This window comes from Pseudomonas sp. Sample_16 (assembly GCF_004307665.1).
GTDB lineage: Bacteria > Pseudomonadota > Gammaproteobacteria > Pseudomonadales > Pseudomonadaceae > Aquipseudomonas.
Map to the genome: position 1 here is coordinate 159167 of NZ_RCOB01000029.1, position 16577 is coordinate 175743.

At 59.5% G+C, this 16577-nt stretch carries 18 protein-coding genes; 13 read left to right on the forward strand and 5 right to left on the reverse strand.

What is annotated here, in order from left to right; all coding sequences use genetic code 11:
- Positions 1-149 precede the first annotated feature (149 nt).
- Together D8U69_RS04585 and gloB are read right to left on the reverse strand one after the other, a co-directional pair.
- Positions 150-1598: a transglycosylase SLT domain-containing protein gene (locus D8U69_RS04585; RefSeq protein ID WP_056855559.1), complete on the reverse strand. Its 1449-nt coding sequence runs from the start codon at positions 1596-1598 to the stop codon at positions 150-152.
- 99 nt (positions 1599-1697) lie between these two features.
- The gene (gloB, locus tag D8U69_RS04590; protein WP_130905679.1) at positions 1698-2465 is read right to left on the reverse strand and encodes a hydroxyacylglutathione hydrolase; all 768 of its coding nucleotides are present in this window, start codon (positions 2463-2465) and stop codon (positions 1698-1700) included.
- Between the two features lie 65 nt (positions 2466-2530).
- On the opposite strand from gloB, the gene D8U69_RS04595 reads away from it, so the two are divergent.
- The 5 genes from D8U69_RS04595 (at position 2531) to D8U69_RS04615 (ending at position 7919) form a co-directional block, all read left to right on the forward strand.
- Positions 2531-3289 (forward strand): methyltransferase domain-containing protein, encoded by a 759-nt coding sequence (locus D8U69_RS04595; protein ID WP_130905678.1) that lies wholly within the window; start codon positions 2531-2533, stop codon positions 3287-3289.
- Between the two features lie 90 nt (positions 3290-3379).
- Positions 3380-3832 (forward strand): ribonuclease HI, encoded by a 453-nt coding sequence (gene rnhA, locus D8U69_RS04600; RefSeq protein ID WP_056855556.1) that lies wholly within the window; start codon positions 3380-3382, stop codon positions 3830-3832.
- Between the two features lie 189 nt (positions 3833-4021).
- Positions 4022-4780 (forward strand): DNA polymerase III subunit epsilon, encoded by a 759-nt coding sequence (gene dnaQ / locus D8U69_RS04605; RefSeq protein WP_056855555.1) that lies wholly within the window; start codon positions 4022-4024, stop codon positions 4778-4780.
- A 254-nt stretch (positions 4781-5034) separates the two neighbouring features.
- Entirely contained in the window at positions 5035-7290 is a 2256-nt protein-coding gene (locus tag D8U69_RS04610; protein WP_130906778.1) for an arginine/lysine/ornithine decarboxylase, read from the forward strand.
- A 14-nt stretch (positions 7291-7304) separates the two neighbouring features.
- Entirely contained in the window at positions 7305-7919 is a 615-nt protein-coding gene (locus tag D8U69_RS04615) for a GNAT family N-acetyltransferase (RefSeq protein WP_056855553.1), read from the forward strand.
- Here D8U69_RS04615 and D8U69_RS04620 read toward each other — a convergent pair.
- Together D8U69_RS04620 and D8U69_RS04625 are read right to left on the reverse strand one after the other, a co-directional pair.
- The gene (locus D8U69_RS04620) at positions 7885-8778 is read right to left on the reverse strand and encodes a LysR substrate-binding domain-containing protein (RefSeq protein ID WP_056855552.1); all 894 of its coding nucleotides are present in this window, start codon (positions 8776-8778) and stop codon (positions 7885-7887) included. The two genes, D8U69_RS04615 and D8U69_RS04620, sit on opposite strands and share 35 nt — an antisense overlap.
- A gap of 87 nt (positions 8779-8865) precedes the next feature.
- On the reverse strand, positions 8866-9093 hold the full coding sequence (locus tag D8U69_RS04625) for a hypothetical protein (RefSeq protein ID WP_056855551.1): 228 nt from the start codon (positions 9091-9093) through the stop codon (positions 8866-8868).
- 181 nt (positions 9094-9274) lie between these two features.
- Here D8U69_RS04625 and D8U69_RS04630 point away from each other — a divergent pair, with 181 nt between their 5' ends.
- The 3 genes from D8U69_RS04630 to D8U69_RS04640 all read left to right on the forward strand — a co-directional run bounded on the left by D8U69_RS04630 (position 9275) and on the right by D8U69_RS04640 (position 11614).
- Positions 9275-9835 carry an NADPH-dependent FMN reductase gene (locus tag D8U69_RS04630; RefSeq protein WP_056855550.1) on the forward strand — a complete coding sequence of 187 codons (561 nt, stop codon included), beginning with the start codon at positions 9275-9277 and terminating at the stop codon, positions 9833-9835.
- Positions 9836-9951: 116 nt separating this feature from the next.
- Positions 9952-10299 (forward strand): metalloregulator ArsR/SmtB family transcription factor, encoded by a 348-nt coding sequence (locus D8U69_RS04635; RefSeq protein WP_130906779.1) that lies wholly within the window; start codon positions 9952-9954, stop codon positions 10297-10299.
- A gap of 31 nt (positions 10300-10330) precedes the next feature.
- Complete coding sequence (locus tag D8U69_RS04640) at positions 10331-11614, forward strand: arsenic transporter (protein WP_056855548.1); 1284 nt, start codon at positions 10331-10333, stop codon at positions 11612-11614.
- 41 nt (positions 11615-11655) lie between these two features.
- On the opposite strand, the gene D8U69_RS04645 is transcribed toward D8U69_RS04640, so the two are convergent.
- A complete protein-coding gene (locus tag D8U69_RS04645) occupies positions 11656-12606 on the reverse strand; it encodes a DUF1853 family protein (protein ID WP_130905674.1) in 951 nt (316 codons plus the stop codon).
- A gap of 118 nt (positions 12607-12724) precedes the next feature.
- Between D8U69_RS04645 and D8U69_RS04650 the strand changes: the two genes are divergently transcribed.
- From D8U69_RS04650 to D8U69_RS04670, 5 genes are read left to right on the forward strand one after another with little or no spacing between them, the layout of a single operon-like run.
- Positions 12725-13615, forward strand: coding sequence for an NAD(+) kinase (locus D8U69_RS04650; protein WP_056855546.1), 891 nt, complete (start codon positions 12725-12727; stop codon positions 13613-13615).
- A complete protein-coding gene (locus D8U69_RS04655) occupies positions 13615-14586 on the forward strand; it encodes a metallophosphoesterase (protein ID WP_056855545.1) in 972 nt (323 codons plus the stop codon). The genes D8U69_RS04650 and D8U69_RS04655 overlap by 1 nt, the downstream gene beginning before the upstream one ends.
- The gene (locus tag D8U69_RS04660) at positions 14583-15452 is read left to right on the forward strand and encodes a rhomboid family intramembrane serine protease (protein WP_130905673.1); all 870 of its coding nucleotides are present in this window, start codon (positions 14583-14585) and stop codon (positions 15450-15452) included. The genes D8U69_RS04655 and D8U69_RS04660 overlap by 4 nt, the downstream gene beginning before the upstream one ends.
- Before the next feature lie 31 nt (positions 15453-15483).
- On the forward strand, positions 15484-15744 hold the full coding sequence (locus D8U69_RS04665) for a DUF1315 family protein (protein WP_056855543.1): 261 nt from the start codon (positions 15484-15486) through the stop codon (positions 15742-15744).
- Entirely contained in the window at positions 15741-16571 is an 831-nt protein-coding gene (locus D8U69_RS04670) for a DUF2797 domain-containing protein (protein WP_130905672.1), read from the forward strand. Before D8U69_RS04665 ends, D8U69_RS04670 begins: the two co-directional genes overlap by 4 nt.
- The last annotated feature ends 6 nt before the right edge of the window (positions 16572-16577 follow it).

A 16577-nucleotide genomic window follows, 5' to 3' on the forward strand; every position in this document is an offset into this window, starting at 1 on the left:
TCGTAAATCCAGTGCACGCGGTATGTCAGAAGTATCCAGGGATCAGGGTTTGGGGCTGCTGCGCAGCCCAACGGGGGCGAGCTCCCTCGCCACAAAGCCTTTCGATGCTGCAAAGATAAAAAAGCCCCTGATAATCAGGGGCTCGTTTTTTAGTGCGGATTGGAAACCGTCAGCATCTGACCTGGCTTCAATGCTTGGCCGACACGTGGGTTCCAGCGCTTGAGGTGCTGCATTTCAACATTGAAGCGCTTGGCCACGATGTACAGCGAATCGCCTTGCTGAACCTTGTACTTCGACTGCGGTTTTTTGTCCGGGCTTTTGGTCTTGGCATTGGCCGCGACGACGGTGTTGATGCGCCCGGCGCTGCGCTTGCTGGTGTCCTGCATGACCAGGGTCTGGCCGGGCTTGAGGTTCTTGCCGGACAGTTTGTTCCAGCGTTGAAGGTCCTTGACGTCGACGTTGTTGGCCTTGGCGATGGAGCCCAGATTGTCGCCGCGCTTGACCCGGTAACTGCGTTTGGCGCTGGCCACTGCCGTGCTGTCCGAGCCTTCGAAGACCGGTTTGAGCGGTTTCTTGCTGATCAGCTCTTCCGGACGCATCGTCTGCAGGCTGGTGGTCAGCAATTGCGCCTTGGACGTCGGCACCAGCAAATGCTGCGGGCCGTCGATGGTGGTGCGTTGCTTGAAGGCCGGGTTGAGCTGGAACAGTTCGTCTTCGTCGATGTTGGCCACTGCGGCGACCTTGGAAAGGTCCATGCGCTGGTTGATTTCGACGACCTGGAAGTACGGTTCGTTGGCGATCGGGTTGAGGTTCACCCCGTAGGCTTCCGGTGCCAGCACCACTTGCGACAGGGCCAGCAGCTTCGGCACATAGGCCTGGGTTTCTGCCGGCAGCGGCAGGTTCCAGTAGTCGGTTGGCAGGCCGAGCTTTTCATTGCGCTCGATGGCACGGCTGACCGTGCCTTCACCGGCATTGTAGGCGGCCAGCGCCAACAGCCAGTCGCCGTTGAACATGTCGTGCAGGCGGGTCAGGTAATCCATCGCGGCGGTGGTCGAAGCGGTGATGTCGCGACGGCCATCATAGAAACGGGTCTGGCGCAGATTGAAGTAACGCCCGGTGGACGGGATGAATTGCCACAGGCCCACCGCATTGGCGCGGGAATAGGCCATCGGGTTGTAGGCGCTTTCAATCACCGGCAGCAGCGCCAGTTCCAGCGGCATGTTGCGTTCTTCCAGGCGTTCGACGATGTAGTGAATATAGAGGCTGCCGCGTTCCCCGGCGTTTTCGAGGAAGGACGGATTGCTGGCGAACCACAGGCGCTGTTGTTCGATGCGCGGGTTCACGCCGACGTTGTCCTGCAACTGAAAGCCCTGGCGCATGCGCTCCCAGACGTCCTGCGGGATCTGCGGGCTCGGCTTTTCGCTGAGCCAGATGGGCTTCTGCTTGGCGCGGGCCGCCACGTTCGGCGTATGTGTCGCTTCAGGCTGCGGAGCGTGGCTGGAACAGCCCGCCAACGTGGCGGACACAGCCACCGCTATGGCTTGAGCCAAGCGGGTCAATGCGTCTGAATTGATGGACTTACGTATGGATGACGACATTGGCTGGAAGTAAGTTCCGGGCAAAAATGTCGGGCGATTCTAGAAAGCGGACCCCCTGCGGTCAACCATTCAGCGTTTTTGGACCATCGTGCAAGCTGTTTAGAACGTGTCTTTCCACGCCCTGAGCGCAGCAAAAACCATATCGGGCCGAGAGTTATCGGTGCCGGTCCGTTCGTCCGCTTTTTCTTTAACGGATGTTTCGCCGGTGCGCAAAAACGGATTAGTGCGCTTTTCCAGGGCCACCGTGGAAGGCAGTGTGATGACCCCGGCTTCTCGTTGTCGAGTGACGCTAGCCAGGCGTTCAAGGGTGTCTGGATTGCCCGGTTCGACAGCAGCGGCGAAGCGCAGATTGCTCAGGGTGTATTCGTGGGTGCAGTAGACGCGGGTGTCCTCGGGTAGGGCGGCCAGACGCGACAGCGAGGCGTACATCTGTTGCGGCGTGCCTTCGAACAATCGCCCGCAACCGGCAGCGAACAGGGTATCGCCACAGAACAGCAGACCGCTGTGATAATAGGCAATGTGGCCCAGGGTATGACCGGGTACGGCGATGACATCAAAATCATGGCCCAGTACGGTAATCCGGTCGTCGTTCTTCAGCGCGACGTCCCGCGCCGGGATTTTTTCGCTGGCCGGACCATAGACCTTCGCGTCCGTCGCTTTCTTCAGCTGCTCGACGCCGCCGACATGGTCATGATGATGGTGAGTGATCAGAATATCAGTCAAGGCCCAACCCGGATTGGCCGCGAGCCAGGCTTGCACCGGGGCTGCGTCCCCTGGATCGACCACCGCGCAGTGGCGGGTGGCAGTGTCTTGTAACAACCATATGTAGTTGTCGGTGAAGGCGGGCAGGGCAGTGATCTGTATCATCGTCGGATTCGCCAAGCTGGAAACAATGGCGCATCTTAGAACTTCCTGGCGCGTTGGAGAATGCAATGACCGATAAAGCGTTCGCTCAAGCTGATCCTGACTGGCTGGCGCTGATCAGCACGGCCCGTGAATGGCTGTCCGGCCCCATCGGGCAATTTTTGCTGGACGAAGAACGGCGCATGCTCGAAGACGAACTCGGGCGCTTCTTCGGTGGCTACCTGGTGCATTACGGCCCCTCGGCGCAGACGCCGCCTTCTGCACCTCAGGTGCAGCGCAATGTGCGCTTGGGTGCGCCCTTGCCGGGTGTCGAGATCGTCTGCGAAGAGCAGGCCTGGCCACTCAGTGAACATGCGGCCGATGTGGTGGTGTTGCAGCACGGGCTGGATTTCTGCCTGTCGCCCCATGGGTTGCTGCGTGAAGCCGCGAGCAGTGTGCGGCCTGGCGGGCACCTGTTGATCATCGGTATCAATCCCTGGAGCAGTTGGGGCTTGCGTCATGTGTTTGCCCATGACGGGTTGGGCAAGGCTCGCTGCATTTCTCCGTCACGGGTGGCTGACTGGTTGAACCTGCTGGGCTTCGCGCTGGAGAAACGCCGCTTCGGGTGCTATCGTCCGCCGCTGGCTTCACCTGCCTGGCAGACCCGTCTGGCTGGCTGGGAACGCAAGGCCGGCGACTGGCAGTTGTCTGGCGGCGGCTTCTATTTATTGGTGGCGCGCAAGATCGTCGTAGGCCTGCGGCCGCTGCGTCAGGAACGCCGCGAAACAATGGGCAAGTTGATTCCGCTGCCGATGGCCAAGGTCAATCGTCGCAATATCGAGCCGTAATACCTCATATCATTTTCCGACCGGGTTGCCCCGGTCTCGGGCGTTGTCGATCAACGATCGGCGAGCCACCGCATTTTCTGGATAGATTGCATGAGCGATAGCGTAGAACTCTTCACCGATGGCGCCTGCAAAGGCAACCCTGGCCCTGGCGGCTGGGGTGCGTTGCTGGTGTGCAAGGGCGTTGAAAAGGAACTCTGGGGAGGCGAAGCCAACACCACCAACAATCGCATGGAGTTGATGGGCGCGATTCGCGGCCTGGAAGAACTCAAGCGTTCATGCGATGTGCTGCTGGTGACCGACTCCCAGTACGTCATGAAAGGCATCAACGAGTGGATGGCCAACTGGAAAAAACGCGGCTGGAAAACTGCAGCGAAAGAACCCGTGAAGAATGCCGACCTGTGGAAACTGCTCGACGAACAGGTCAACCGTCACAACGTCACCTGGAAGTGGGTGCGCGGGCACATTGGCCATCACGGCAACGAGCGCGCTGACCAACTGGCCAACCGCGGCGTGGATGAAGTGCGCGGTTACAAACAAGACTGAATGTGTGCCTGCTGATCGTTCCCATGCTCTGCGTGGGAATGCAGCCCGGGACGCTCTGCGTCCCATTGGAACGCGGAGCGTCCCTTGAGGCATTCCCACGCAGAGCGTGGGAACGATCAATCAAAGACCCCAGCGAGCGTGTTAACATCGCCGCTTTTGCACGATTGACCGATTGAGAGCTGAGCACTGATGGCCACCAGATCCGTTGTACTCGATACCGAAACCACCGGCATGCCGGTGACCGACGGCCACCGGATTATCGAAATTGGTTGTGTCGAGTTGATCGGTCGGCGCCTGACCGGCCGGCATTTTCACGTTTACCTGCAACCAGACCGCGAAAGTGACGAGGGCGCCATTGGCGTCCACGGCATCACCAACGAATTTTTGGTAGGCAAACCGCGTTTCGCTGAAGTGGCCGAAGAATTCTTTGAGTTCATCAAGGGCGCGCAGCTGATCATCCATAACGCGGCGTTCGACGTTGGCTTCATCAACAACGAATTCGCTCTGATGGGCCAGCACGATCGTGCGGACATCACGCAGCACTGTACGATCCTCGATACGCTGATGATGGCCCGGGAACGTCACCCCGGGCAGCGCAACAGCCTCGATGCCCTGTGCAAACGCTATGGCGTCGACAACTCCGGTCGTGAACTTCACGGCGCCTTGCTCGACTCCGAAATTCTTGCTGACGTCTACCTGACCATGACGGGCGGCCAGACCAGCCTGTCGCTGGCCGGCAATGCCTCCGACGGCAATGGTTCCGGTGAGGGGGCTGACAACTCCGCCACGGAGATCCGCCGTTTGCCGGCTGGTCGCACGCCAGCCCGCATCATTCGCGCCAGTGAAGAAGAATTGGCCCAGCACGCAGCGCGCCTGGAAATCATCAGCAAATCCGCGGGCGCTCCGGCGTTGTGGTTGCAATTGGCTGAGGCGCAAGCGCAGGCCTGATGTGCGCTCATCTGCATGCGCTCATCTGTCTACGGTCATCTATCTGCGGTCATCTGTAGGAGCGAAGCTTGCTCGCGATAGCGTTTAAAAGATCGCTATCGCAGGCAAGCCTTGCCCCTACAAAAAAAATTTTCGCTACAAAATAGTGCGGCGCCGGTACCGCTTCAGTGCAACGCACTCGCCACATCGGCTGCGACCCTCTACCCTGAGGTGATTGGCAGGCTCTGGCCTGCCGCCTCAGGACACTGAGCCCCATGTATAAAGATTTGAAATTCCCGGTCCTGATCGTCCATCGCGACATAAAGGCCGACACCGTTGCCGGCGACCGTGTGCGTGGAATCGCCCGGGAGCTGGAACAGGAAGGTTTCAGTATCGTTTCGGCGATGGACTACACCGAAGGACGCTTGGTCGCATCCACCCATCACGGCCTCTCATGCATGTTGATCGCGGCGGAGGACGCCAGCGCTCACTCGCATTTGTTACAGAATATGGCCGAACTGATCGGATTGGCGCGAGTGCGTGCGCCCGATCTACCGATTTTCGCCCTCGGCGAGCAAGTGACTCTGGAAAACGCACCCGCCGACGCGATGGCCGAGCTGAATCAGTTGCGCGGCATTCTCTATCTGTTCGAAGACACGGTGCCGTTTCTCGCAAGGCAAGTGGCGCGGGCCGCACGCAAATATCTGGATGGGTTGCTGCCGCCGTTCTTCAAAGCCTTGGTGCAACACACCGCCGATTCCAACTATTCGTGGCACACCCCCGGACACGGTGGTGGCGTGGCGTACCACAAGAGTCCGGTGGGGCAGGCGTTTCATCAGTTTTTTGGGGAAAACACCCTGCGCTCGGATCTGTCGGTGTCGGTGCCAGAACTTGGCTCTTTACTGGACCACACTGGCCCACTGGCCGAAGCCGAGGCCCGGGCGGCGCGCAATTTTGGCGCCGATCATACGTTCTTCGTCATCAATGGCACGTCCACCGCCAACAAGATCGTCTGGCATTCGATGGTCGCCCGCGATGACCTGGTGTTGGTGGACCGCAATTGCCATAAATCGGTGTTGCATTCGATCATCATGACTGGCGCCATCCCGTTGTACCTGTGCCCGGAGCGTAACGAACTGGGGATCATCGGTCCGATTCCCTTGAGCGAATTCAGTCCCGAAGCGATTCAGGCCAAGATCGACGCCAGCCCGTTGTCCAAGGGCCGGGCGCCCAAGGTCAAGCTCGCGGTAGTCACCAACTCGACGTACGACGGCCTCTGCTACAACGCCGAGCTGATCAAGCAGCAACTGGGCAACAGCGTCGAGGTATTGCACTTCGACGAAGCCTGGTATGCCTACGCGGCGTTTCATGAGTTTTTCAGCGGGCGTTATGGCATGGGCACCTCCCGTGGACAGGACAGCCCGTTAGTGTTCACGACCCATTCCACCCACAAGCTGCTGGCGGCGTTCAGCCAGGCGTCGATGATTCACGTGCAGGACGGCGGTGCCAGGCAACTGGACCGAGACCGTTTCAACGAAGCGTTCATGATGCACATCTCGACCTCGCCGCAATACGGCATCATCGCCTCGCTCGATGTCGCTTCGGCCATGATGGAGGGGCCGGCCGGTCGTTCGCTGTTACAGGAGATGTTCGATGAGGCCTTGAGCTTTCGCCGCGCCCTGGCCAACTTGCGTCAACACATCGCGGCGGATGACTGGTGGTTTTCCATCTGGCAGCCACCTTCGGCTGAAGGCATCAACCGCGTGGTCACCGAAGACTGGTTGCTGCAACCGGACGCTGACTGGCACGGCTTTGGCGGCGTGACCGACGATTACGTGTTGCTCGATCCGATCAAGGTCACCCTGGTGATGCCGGGGTTGACCGCCGGTGGTGCGCTCAGTGAACGTGGGATTCCCGCAGCGGTTGTCAGCAAATTCCTTTGGGAGCGTGGGCTGGTGGTGGAAAAGACCGGGTTGTATTCGTTCCTGGTGCTGTTTTCCATGGGTATCACCAAGGGCAAATGGAGCACGTTGCTCACCGAATTGCTGGAGTTCAAGCGCAGCTATGACGCCAACGTCAGTCTGGCCAGCTGTCTGCCGTGCGTGGCACAGCAACATGTCACGCGCTATCAGGGCATGGGGCTGCGTGACCTGTGCGATCAGTTGCATGCCTGTTATCGCAGCAATGCCACGGCCAAACACCTCAAGCGCATGTACACGGTCATGCCGGAAATCGCCATGAAGCCGGCTGACGCCTATGATCATTTGGTACGTGGCGAAGTCGAAGCCGTATCGATCGATGCGCTGGATGGGCGAATCGCTGCCGTGATGCTGGTGCCGTATCCCCCGGGCATTCCGTTGATCATGCCAGGGGAGCGTTTTACCGGAGCGACCCGCTCAATCATTGACTACCTGGCGTTTGCTCGCACGTTCGATAGCAATTTTCCGGGGTTCGTTGCAGATGTGCACGGATTGCAACATGAAGACGAGGGCAATGGGCGGCACTACACCGTCGATTGCATCAAGGAATGAGGACCTTTCCCAGTATGCAGCCGGTCATGAATCCTAATCATCCAGGGCTGTCGGTGCGCGTCGCCGACGAAGGTTTTGCTGCCTACATCTGGGGCAGCGATTTCAGTTTTGAGGTTGCCGCCTACGGAGCGCCTGAAATAGGGCAGCCGGTCGAGCAATGGCGAGTCACCCCCATTACCCCTTATCGTAAATGCTATGGCATCGATCCCGAGGAATTCAGCAGTTTTCGCGATGCACCGGACAGTGCGATTTTCATGGCATTCCTGGATGACGAGCCGGTAGGGCACTTGGTGATCAGCACCAATTGGAACGGTTTTGCCCATATCGACGAACTGGCGGTGCACGCTCCGGCGCGGCGCCATGGGGTGGCCAAGGCGTTGCTGGATGTGGCGCAGTTCTGGAGTCGCAAGAAGAAACTGCCGGGCATCATGCTCGAAACCCAGAACAACAACCTCGGTGCCTGCCGCTTGTACGAGCGTTGTGGCTATGTGATTGGCGGCATCGACCACCTGCGCTATCGCGGCATTGACCCCAATACTGCCGAGGTCGCGCTGTTCTGGTATCGATTGTTCGATAACCCGCTGGAAAACCCGATCAGTTCGTCAGCATCGCCGCGGCTTGTTCCGTAATGATGGTCAACAAGGTCTGGACGGCGGGGGATGGCTCGCCGTTCTTCAAGGTCAATGCGTAGACGCTGATCGGTACGGCAGGTGCCAGTGGGCATACATCGAGCCCGGCCGATTTGGCACCGAGGGCGGTAAAGGGGTCGACAATGGCCAGGCCTTCACCGGCCTCGACCATGCTGCGCATCATCTGGTGGGTCTGAACCCGGGTCTGGATCACCGGTGCCGGACGCAAGCCATGCAGTTTGTTTTCCAGAGCGGGGCTCAGCGGGTCATGGCCTTCGAGACCGACCATCGCCTGGCCAGCCAGGTCTTGCAGGGAGATGTACTTTTGCTTCGGTTGCAGCCAGCCATGGGGAGCCAGCAATTGCAGCTTGCCTTGGGCAATCACCTGGCAATCGATTTCTGCGCGATCCGGGTCATGCAGGCTCAGGCCCAGGTCGCTTTCGCGCAGCAAAAGGCTTTTGACGATGTCCCGGGTGGGCTGGCTCAGGAGGGTGCAAGGTGCGTCGGGCAGGCGTCGGCGCAAGGCCGCGATGCTTTGTGGCAACAATTGTTGGGCGAGGGGCGGGGTGCAGATGATGCGTAACGGCGGTGCCAGGTATTGTTTGAGGCTATTGGCCAGGCGTTGCACCGGTTCAAGCGCATCGTAGACGCGGGCAATTTCTACCTGGAGCTCCCGTGCTTCGCGCGTAGCCTGCAACCGCCCGCGCACGCTGGAGAACAGCATGAAACCCAACTGGCCCTCTGCGTCGCGCAAAATACCTTCGACCTCGGCCACCGGCAACTGCAACCATTCGGCGGCGGTGCCTGTGTGACCGGTCTGAAGGAGCGCCTGGATCACTTCGATATGGCGTAAGCGCATGCGTGAAGTCCATGTTCAGCAGGTGAGGAGTCAGTCACTGAATCCTAACCCAAGTCCGCGCATATGACTTCTGCTCATAACATCGAGTTATGACGCGACGCAGGTTGCCGGCTCACGGGTGAGAGTGACGCCCGTTTGCACCAGCATGAACTCATTGTCATCAACTTTGTTGACCCGATCGCCAATGGCCAGTTTGTACGTGGTTGCAGGCCCGGAACCGTCTGCGGACGGGGTGGACTCCTGAAACTCGTGTACCGAATAAATACGGCCTTCCGCGTCTCTTGCATGGAACTGACCGACGAGTACTGCTGCCATCTGCTTAGAACCTCTGGAGATAAAACACTTGATTGACGGCTTTGTAGACCGCCGTCGAGCACGGTAAGTTTTCCTGCTCGAAAAAAATAATCAGGACGCAGATATACCTGTGTTTACTGGTTGAAACATCGTCCGATCATCTATAACTACAGGCTCCCCCACGGACAATCGAGAATCTTCCATGAGTAGTGTCTATAACGTCGCCGTTATCGTCGGCAGCCTGCGCAAAGCATCGATCAACCGCAAGATCGCGCTCGCCCTGGCCGATCTGGCGCCGGCGAATCTGAAGCTCACTATCGTTGAAATTGGCGATCTACCGCTTTACAACGAGGATATCGATGTTGATACACCGCCGGCAGCCTACAGCACTTTCCGACAACAAGTGAGCTCATCCGACGCGGTGTTGTTCGTTACTCCTGAATACAACCGTTCTGTGCCGGCCCCGATGAAAAATGCGATCGACGTGGGTTCGCGCCCGTATGGCAAGAGTGCCTGGAGCGGCAAACCAGGCGCGGTGATCAGCGCCTCGCCGGGCGCGATTGGCGGTTTCGGCGCCAATCATCACCTGCGCCAGTCCATGGTGTTTCTCAATGTGCCGCTGATGCAGCAACCCGAGGCCTATCTGGGCGGCGCTGGCTCGGCGTTTGATGAGGCCGGCAAACTGTCGGAGTCGGTCAAGCCGTTCCTGCAGAGTTTCATCAATGCCTATGGGCAGTGGGTCGAGCAACACAAAAAGCTGTGATTGCCGCTTCTGGCGCTCCGGGTGACGGAGTGCCGGATGTGCTTTTCCAGGCAGTGCTTTACTGAATATTCGAAATTCCATATATTCACGCCTCGTTCGCACAGAGGCGTGTTTTCATGTCCGACTTCCGCAGTCCCGTCGATGTTTTCAAGGCCTTGGCCGATGACACTCGCAGTCGTGTTGCCTTGCTGATCGCTCGTGAAGGCGAACTGTGCGTATGCGAGCTGACGGCTGCGCTTGACCTCAGCCAACCGAAAATTTCCCGTCACCTGGCGCAATTGCGCAGCAATGGCTTGCTGACGGATCGACGGCAGGGGCAATGGGTTTATTACCGATTGAACCCGCAACTTGCACCTTGGGTCGCCACGATGCTGCAAGAAGCGTTGGCGGCCAATGCTGATTGGCTTGCCGCCGATGTGGCACGTCTGCAGGCGATGACAGACCGACCGGTTCGTTGCTGCTGATTATTTCTCCATTCTTTAAAGGCAGCTGCGCATGCTTGTAGCGTCACTGATTTTCCTGCTGACGATCACACTGGTGATCTGGCAACCCAAAGGGCTCGGCGTCGGTTGGAGCGCGGTGCTGGGGGCGGTGCTGGCTTTGATGTTCGGCGTTGTGCACCTGAGCGACATTCCATTGGTGTGGCAAATCATCTGGAACGCCACCGGAACCTTTGTCGCACTGATCATCATCAGTTTGTTGCTGGACGAGGCCGGATTTTTTGCCTGGGCAGCGCTGCATGTGGCCCGTTGGGGAAGGGGTAGTGGGCGCCAGTTGTTTGCCTACATGGTGTTGCTCGGGGCATTGGTGTCGGCGTTGTTCGCCAATGACGGCGCGGCGCTGATCCTCACGCCCATTGTGATTTCCATGCTGTTGGCATTGCGTTTTTCTCCGGCGGCGACGCTGGCGTTCGTCATGGGCGCCGGCTTCATTGCCGATACGGCCAGCCTGCCGCTGGTGGTGTCGAACCTGGTGAACATCGTTTCCGCTGACTTCTTCAACATCGGTTTCAACCGGTACGCGGCGGTGATGATCCCGGTCAACCTGGTCAGTGTCGCGGCCACCTTGGCGGTATTGATGTGGTTTTTCCGCCGCGACATCCCCAAAAACTATGACCCTGAGCAATTGGAACATCCGGCGTCGGCGATCCATGACAAGGCGACGTTCTACGCCGGCTGGGCGGTGCTGGTGATTCTGCTGCTCGGCTGCTTCGCGCTGGAACCGCTGGGCATTCCCATCAGTGCCATTTCGGCCGTGTGCGCGGCCTTGCTGTGGGCGATTGCCGCCCGTGGTCACAAGATTTCCACGCGCAAAGTGCTGAAGGAAGCGCCTTGGCACATCGTGATTTTCTCGCTTGGCATGTATCTGGTGGTCTACGGCCTGCGCAACGCCGGACTCACAGGCTATCTGGCGGGCTGGCTCAATGGCTTTGCCGAGTACGGTGTCTGGGGCGCGGCAATGGGTACGGGGGTGTTGACCGCGTTGTTGTCCTCGATCATGAACAATTTGCCGACGGTGTTGATCGGACTGCTATCCATCGATGCCAGCCAGGCGAGCGGGGTGGTCAAGGAAGCGATGATCTACGCCAACGTCATCGGCAGTGACCTGGGGCCGAAAATCACCCCGATAGGCAGTCTGGCAACCTTGCTTTGGCTGCATGTGCTGGAACGCAAAAACATCCGGATCGGCTGGGGGTATTACTTCAAGGTCGGGATCGTGCTGACGGTGCCGGTGTTGTTGGTGACGTTGGCGGCGCTGGCTTTGCGGTTGTCCATTTAGATTGTTGAAAGGCTGGTTCAAAAGTTCGCACAAGATTCGGATCAGCCTTGGCCGGGCACATTCGGCCAAAGGTCCGACACGAGGAACAATCGCTCGGCTTCTTCCCAGTCGCCATGGGCATTTTCGGTCAATCGCACCAGCAATTGTGCCGGCGCCAGCGGGTCGAGGTCGCACAGCCAGGCGTTCAATTGCTCGACGTTCCAGGTGTGTTCCGCCGAGTAGTGCGCCGGCGCCAGCCAAGCGTGGCGGGGCAGGGGTTGCCAGCGCCCCGGCGGACTTTGCTCGACAAAATCCTGCCAATCCTTTTGATGCAACCAACGACCGCGCAAATGTTGTGGATGTGCACCGCTCGGTGCTGCCGCGTGCCCCGGCCATGGATAGAGCAAATAGCCGCCCAGCCACAAATGCGCGGTGAACTGGCGGATATCCAGCGCTGCCAGCACTTCGCGGCTCTCGGGACGTGCGGATATCGGCAGTTGATGCTGGCTCAGGTGCGCCAGCTTGCGGTCCAGTCGATCGTGACAGCCGGGGCCAAGCCATTGCGCGGTGTCGCATCCATCACCTGATTGAGGGCCCAGATACAGCTTGATCGCCAGTTCCAGGTGATGCACACCGTCGCGGTCACGCAGCAGCATGTCCAGCTCGCCGAGCGTATGGCCTTCGCGCCGGATCGGCATGTTGGCGGCGATCAGTTCGATGCCGGGCGCATGCTCCACGGCAAATTGCCAGAGACGCTCGTAGTACAAGCCAAGACGCCGGGTGCGGGCCTGGGCCAGCCAGTGCAGCAGTCCGTAGCTGTCCTGGTCCAGCTGACGCAGCCAGTGTTCCAGGCGCTCAGGTGCCTGCACCCAGTCGCTGCCGGCCAGCGGGTGGCGTTGCGGCCACGGTGTGTCGGCGAGCATCGGCGGCGCGAGGATGACCCATGCCAGGTCGCGCACTTCGGGGTGGCGCAACTGGTGGGGCAGCTGGAGCAAATCTGGAAATAGGATCATCTTGCGAGCATAGCTCGAAACCCGAGCACACCCTTGAGGGTGAAAGGATTTTGTCTATCAGCGGCTTTCGCCCATAATCGTGTTTTTCGTCGTCGCACAGATTCCCAGCAGGAGCCCCATGGAGCAATTTCGCAATATCGGCATCATCGGTCGCCTGGGCAGTTCCCAGGTGCTGGATACCGTCCGCCGACTGAAACGGTTTCTGCTCGATCGTCACCTGCACGTGATCCTCGAAGACACCATTGCCGAAGTCCTGCCGGGTCACGGCCTGCAAACCTCGTCGCGCAAGATGCTCGGTGAAGTCTGTGACATGGTGATTGTGGTGGGCGGTGACGGCAGCCTGCTCGGTGCCGCCCGGGCGTTAGCCAAGCACAATATTCCGGTACTGGGGATCAACCGGGGCAGTCTTGGTTTCCTGACCGATATCCGCCCTGACGAGCTGGAACTCAAGGTCGCCGAAGTGCTCGATGGCCACTATCTGGTGGAGAACCGCTTCCTGTTGCAGGCTGAAGTTCGCCGGCATGCCGAGGCTATCGGCCAGGGCGATGCGCTGAACGACGTGGTGCTGCACCCCGGCAAATCCACGCGGATGATCGAGTTCGAGCTGTACATCGACGGCCAGTTCGTCTGCAGCCAGAAGGCCGACGGCCTGATCGTCGCCACGCCGACCGGTTCCACCGCCTACGCGTTGTCTGCCGGCGGGCCGATCATGCATCCCAAGCTCGACGCCATTGTAATCGTGCCGATGTACCCCCATACCTTGTCGGGTCGGCCAATTGTGGTCGATGGCAACAGTGAGCTGAAAATCGTCGTGTCCAAGGATATGCAGATTTACCCGCAAGTCTCGTGTGACGGGCAGAACCACTTTACCTGTGCGCCCGGCGACACCATCACCGTCAGCAAGAAAGCCCAGAAGCTGCGGTTGATTCATCCGCTCGACCACAACTACTACGAAGTCTGCCGGACCAAGCTCGGCTGGGGCAGCAAGTTGGGTGGTGGAGGCGACTGATGCTCGATCCCGCGCGTAGCTACGACCTGATCGGTGACGTGCACGGTTGCGCAATGACCCTTGAGCATTTGCTCGACCGGCTCGGTTATCACAAGCACGGTGGCGTCTGGCGCCATGCGTCGCGCATGGCGGTGTTCGTCGGCGACATCATCGACCGTGGCCCGCGAATTCGCGAGGCGTTGCACATCGTCCACGACATGGTCGAGGCCGGGCAGGCGCTGTGCATCATGGGCAACCACGAGTTCAACGCGCTGGGCTGGGTCACGCCGGCACTGCCCGGCAGTGGCAAGCAGTTCGTGCGCGAGCACACGCCGCGCCATGCCCGGCTGCTTCAGGAAACCCTGACCCAGTTCGAACATCATCCCGGCGATTGGCATGACTTCCAGCAATGGTTCTATGAGCTGCCGCTGTTCGTCGATGCCGGGCGTTTCCGGGTGGTGCATGCCTGCTGGGATGCCGGGCTGATTGAACCTTTGCGCCAGTTGTTTCCCGATGGCTGTATCGACGAGCACTTCCTCCAGGCTTCGGCCCAGTCGGGCTCATTTGCCTGCACCGTTTTCGACCGCTTGCTGCGCGGCACCGACATGCGCCTGCCTGACGGCCTGACCATGACCAGCGGCGATGGTCTGGTGCGGTCGTTCTTCCGTACCAAGTTCTGGGAAGACGATCCGCAAACCTACGGCGACATCGTCTTCCAGCCTGACGCCTTGCCGGACCCGGTGGCCCGCACACCGCTGTCTTCGACCGAGAAAAACATGCTGCTGCGTTACGGCATCGATGAACCGTTGCTGTTCGTCGGACATTATTGGCGCAGCGGTAAACCGGCACCGATCCGCCCGAACCTGGCGTGCCTGGATTACAGTGCCGTGCTCTACGGCAAACTGGTCGCCTATCGGCTGGATCAGGAAACGCGGCTCGATCCGCATAAATTCGTCTGGGTCGATGTCGAGCGGCCAGAGGTTCTGCGATGAGTGCAGTAGCGGTGTTGCGTCTGCCCCTGGCGGTAGACCTGAGCGGCTTCGTCAAATTGCTGGAACGCATGCAGGTGCCGCATCGGGTCAGCGAAGAGTCCGGTGAGCAGGTGTTGTGGGTGCCGCAGAACATCAGCGAAGACGTCCGTGCGCTCTACGAACGCTTCCCGGCGGGCGACCCCGATCAACAACTGGACATCCAGCCGGCGCAAACCCGAAAGCGTCCGGGGTTCGCCGAGCAGGTTCGCCACGCAAAAGCCACGGCGCTGGTGCTGATCCTGAGTCTGATCGTCGGTGCGATCACGTTGCTCGGCGACAATCTCGATACGCTGCGCTGGCTGACCTTCCTCGATTTCCGCGTCGTCGGCGAATACATCCATTTCGTGCCCCTGGCTGACAGCCTGGCGGCGGGGCAGTGGTGGCGACTGGTGACGCCGATGCTGATCCACTTCGGCATTTTGCACCTGGCCATGAACGGCATGTGGTACTGGGAGCTGGGACGACGCATCGAATCGCGCCAGGGCAGCATCAACCTGGTCGGGCTGACCCTGCTGTTCAGCCTCGTCTCCAACTACGTTCAGTTTGTTTTCAGCGGCCCGACCCTGTTCGGCGGATTGTCCGGGGTGCTTTACGGTCTGCTGGGGCATTGCTGGATCTTCCAGTTGCTGTCGCCGAACGCCGCTTACCGCCTGCCCCGTGGCGTGCTGGCGATGATGCTGGTGTGGTTGCTGCTGTGCCTGTCCGGGCTGGTCTCGATGATCGGCTTCGGCGAAATCGCCAACGCGGCCCACGTCAGCGGGTTGCTCGTCGGATGCTTGACCGGTTTGTTGGGTGGTTTGTACAACCGCCGTAAACTGACCGTCTGAAACCGTTGTGTATAGAGAACGCGGAGACCCAATGTCCTCTTTTAACGAAATGATCAAGAACATCACCCCGGACATCTACCAGAGCCTGAAGCTGGCGGTGGAAATCGGTAAATGGTCCGACGGTGGCAAGCTCACCGCCGAGCAACGCGAACTGTCGCTGCAAGCGATGATCGCCTGGGAAATCCAGAATCTGCCCGAGGAAGAGCGTACTGGCTACATGGGTCCGCAAGAATGCAGCTCCAAGTCGATTCAAGTGCCCAACATCCTGTTCAAGTCGGATGCCATCCATTGATCGAGATTGGCCGCGGTGCAATCAGCAAAATGTCGGCGCGCCTGGACGGGCCGAACGTGCAATACGCATTTCGTCTGGGCGACGCAGAGGTTCCGGTCAACCCTTTGATCGGCACCACTGTGCGCCTGGAATATCTGGGAGCGATCCACTGCACCCATTGCGGACGCAAGACCAAAACCAGTTTCAGCCAGGGGTACTGTTACCCGTGCATGACCAAACTGGCCCAGTGTGACGTGTGCATCATGAGCCCCGAGCGCTGTCATTTCGACGCCGGCACCTGCCGGGAGCCGGAGTGGGGCGAGAAGTTCTGCATGACCGATCACATCGTCTACCTGTCGAATTCATCCGGGGTAAAGGTCGGCATCACCCGCGCTACCCAGTTGCCGACCCGCTGGATCGATCAGGGTGCCAGCCAGGCGTTGCCGATCATGCGGGTTTCCACACGCCAGCAATCGGGCTTCGTCGAAGACCTGTTCCGCAGCCAGGTAGCGGACAAGACCAACTGGCGTGCTTTGCTCAAGGGCGATGCAATATCGGTGGACCTGCCACAGATCCGTGACCAGTTGTTCGATCGCTGCGCCGAGGGCCTGCAAGGATTGCAGGAACGATTCGGCCTACAGGCGATCCAGACGATTGCCGACGTCGAACCGCTCGAAATCCGCTTTCCGGTCGAGCAGTATCCGGCGAAAATCGTCAGCTTCAACCTGGACAAGAATCCGATTGCCGAAGGCACGCTGATGGGGATCAAAGGCCAATACCTGATCTTCGACACCGGCGTGATCAATATTCGTAAGTACACGGCCTATCAGCTCGCCGTGCATAGTTAAGGACTC

Coding starts and splice junctions, on each gene's coding strand:
- D8U69_RS04655 (WP_056855545.1), top strand. CDS start 13,615: ATGCTCGATCCCGCGCGTAGCTACGACCTGATCGGTGACGTGCACGGT.
- D8U69_RS04635 (WP_130906779.1), top strand. CDS start 9,952: ATGTCCGACTTCCGCAGTCCCGTCGATGTTTTCAAGGCCTTGGCCGAT.
- D8U69_RS04595 (WP_130905678.1), top strand. CDS start 2,531: ATGACCGATAAAGCGTTCGCTCAAGCTGATCCTGACTGGCTGGCGCTG.
- D8U69_RS04630 (WP_056855550.1), top strand. CDS start 9,275: ATGAGTAGTGTCTATAACGTCGCCGTTATCGTCGGCAGCCTGCGCAAA.
- D8U69_RS04585 (WP_056855559.1), bottom strand. CDS start 1,598: ATGTCGTCATCCATACGTAAGTCCATCAATTCAGACGCATTGACCCGC.
- D8U69_RS04660 (WP_130905673.1), top strand. CDS start 14,583: ATGAGTGCAGTAGCGGTGTTGCGTCTGCCCCTGGCGGTAGACCTGAGC.
- D8U69_RS04640 (WP_056855548.1), top strand. CDS start 10,331: ATGCTTGTAGCGTCACTGATTTTCCTGCTGACGATCACACTGGTGATC.
- D8U69_RS04620 (WP_056855552.1), bottom strand. CDS start 8,778: ATGCGCTTACGCCATATCGAAGTGATCCAGGCGCTCCTTCAGACCGGT.
- D8U69_RS04625 (WP_056855551.1), bottom strand. CDS start 9,093: ATGGCAGCAGTACTCGTCGGTCAGTTCCATGCAAGAGACGCGGAAGGC.
- dnaQ (WP_056855555.1), top strand. CDS start 4,022: ATGGCCACCAGATCCGTTGTACTCGATACCGAAACCACCGGCATGCCG.
- D8U69_RS04615 (WP_056855553.1), top strand. CDS start 7,305: ATGCAGCCGGTCATGAATCCTAATCATCCAGGGCTGTCGGTGCGCGTC.
- D8U69_RS04665 (WP_056855543.1), top strand. CDS start 15,484: ATGTCCTCTTTTAACGAAATGATCAAGAACATCACCCCGGACATCTAC.
- D8U69_RS04610 (WP_130906778.1), top strand. CDS start 5,035: ATGTATAAAGATTTGAAATTCCCGGTCCTGATCGTCCATCGCGACATA.
- gloB (WP_130905679.1), bottom strand. CDS start 2,465: ATGATACAGATCACTGCCCTGCCCGCCTTCACCGACAACTACATATGG.
- rnhA (WP_056855556.1), top strand. CDS start 3,380: ATGAGCGATAGCGTAGAACTCTTCACCGATGGCGCCTGCAAAGGCAAC.
- D8U69_RS04650 (WP_056855546.1), top strand. CDS start 12,725: ATGGAGCAATTTCGCAATATCGGCATCATCGGTCGCCTGGGCAGTTCC.
- D8U69_RS04645 (WP_130905674.1), bottom strand. CDS start 12,606: ATGATCCTATTTCCAGATTTGCTCCAGCTGCCCCACCAGTTGCGCCAC.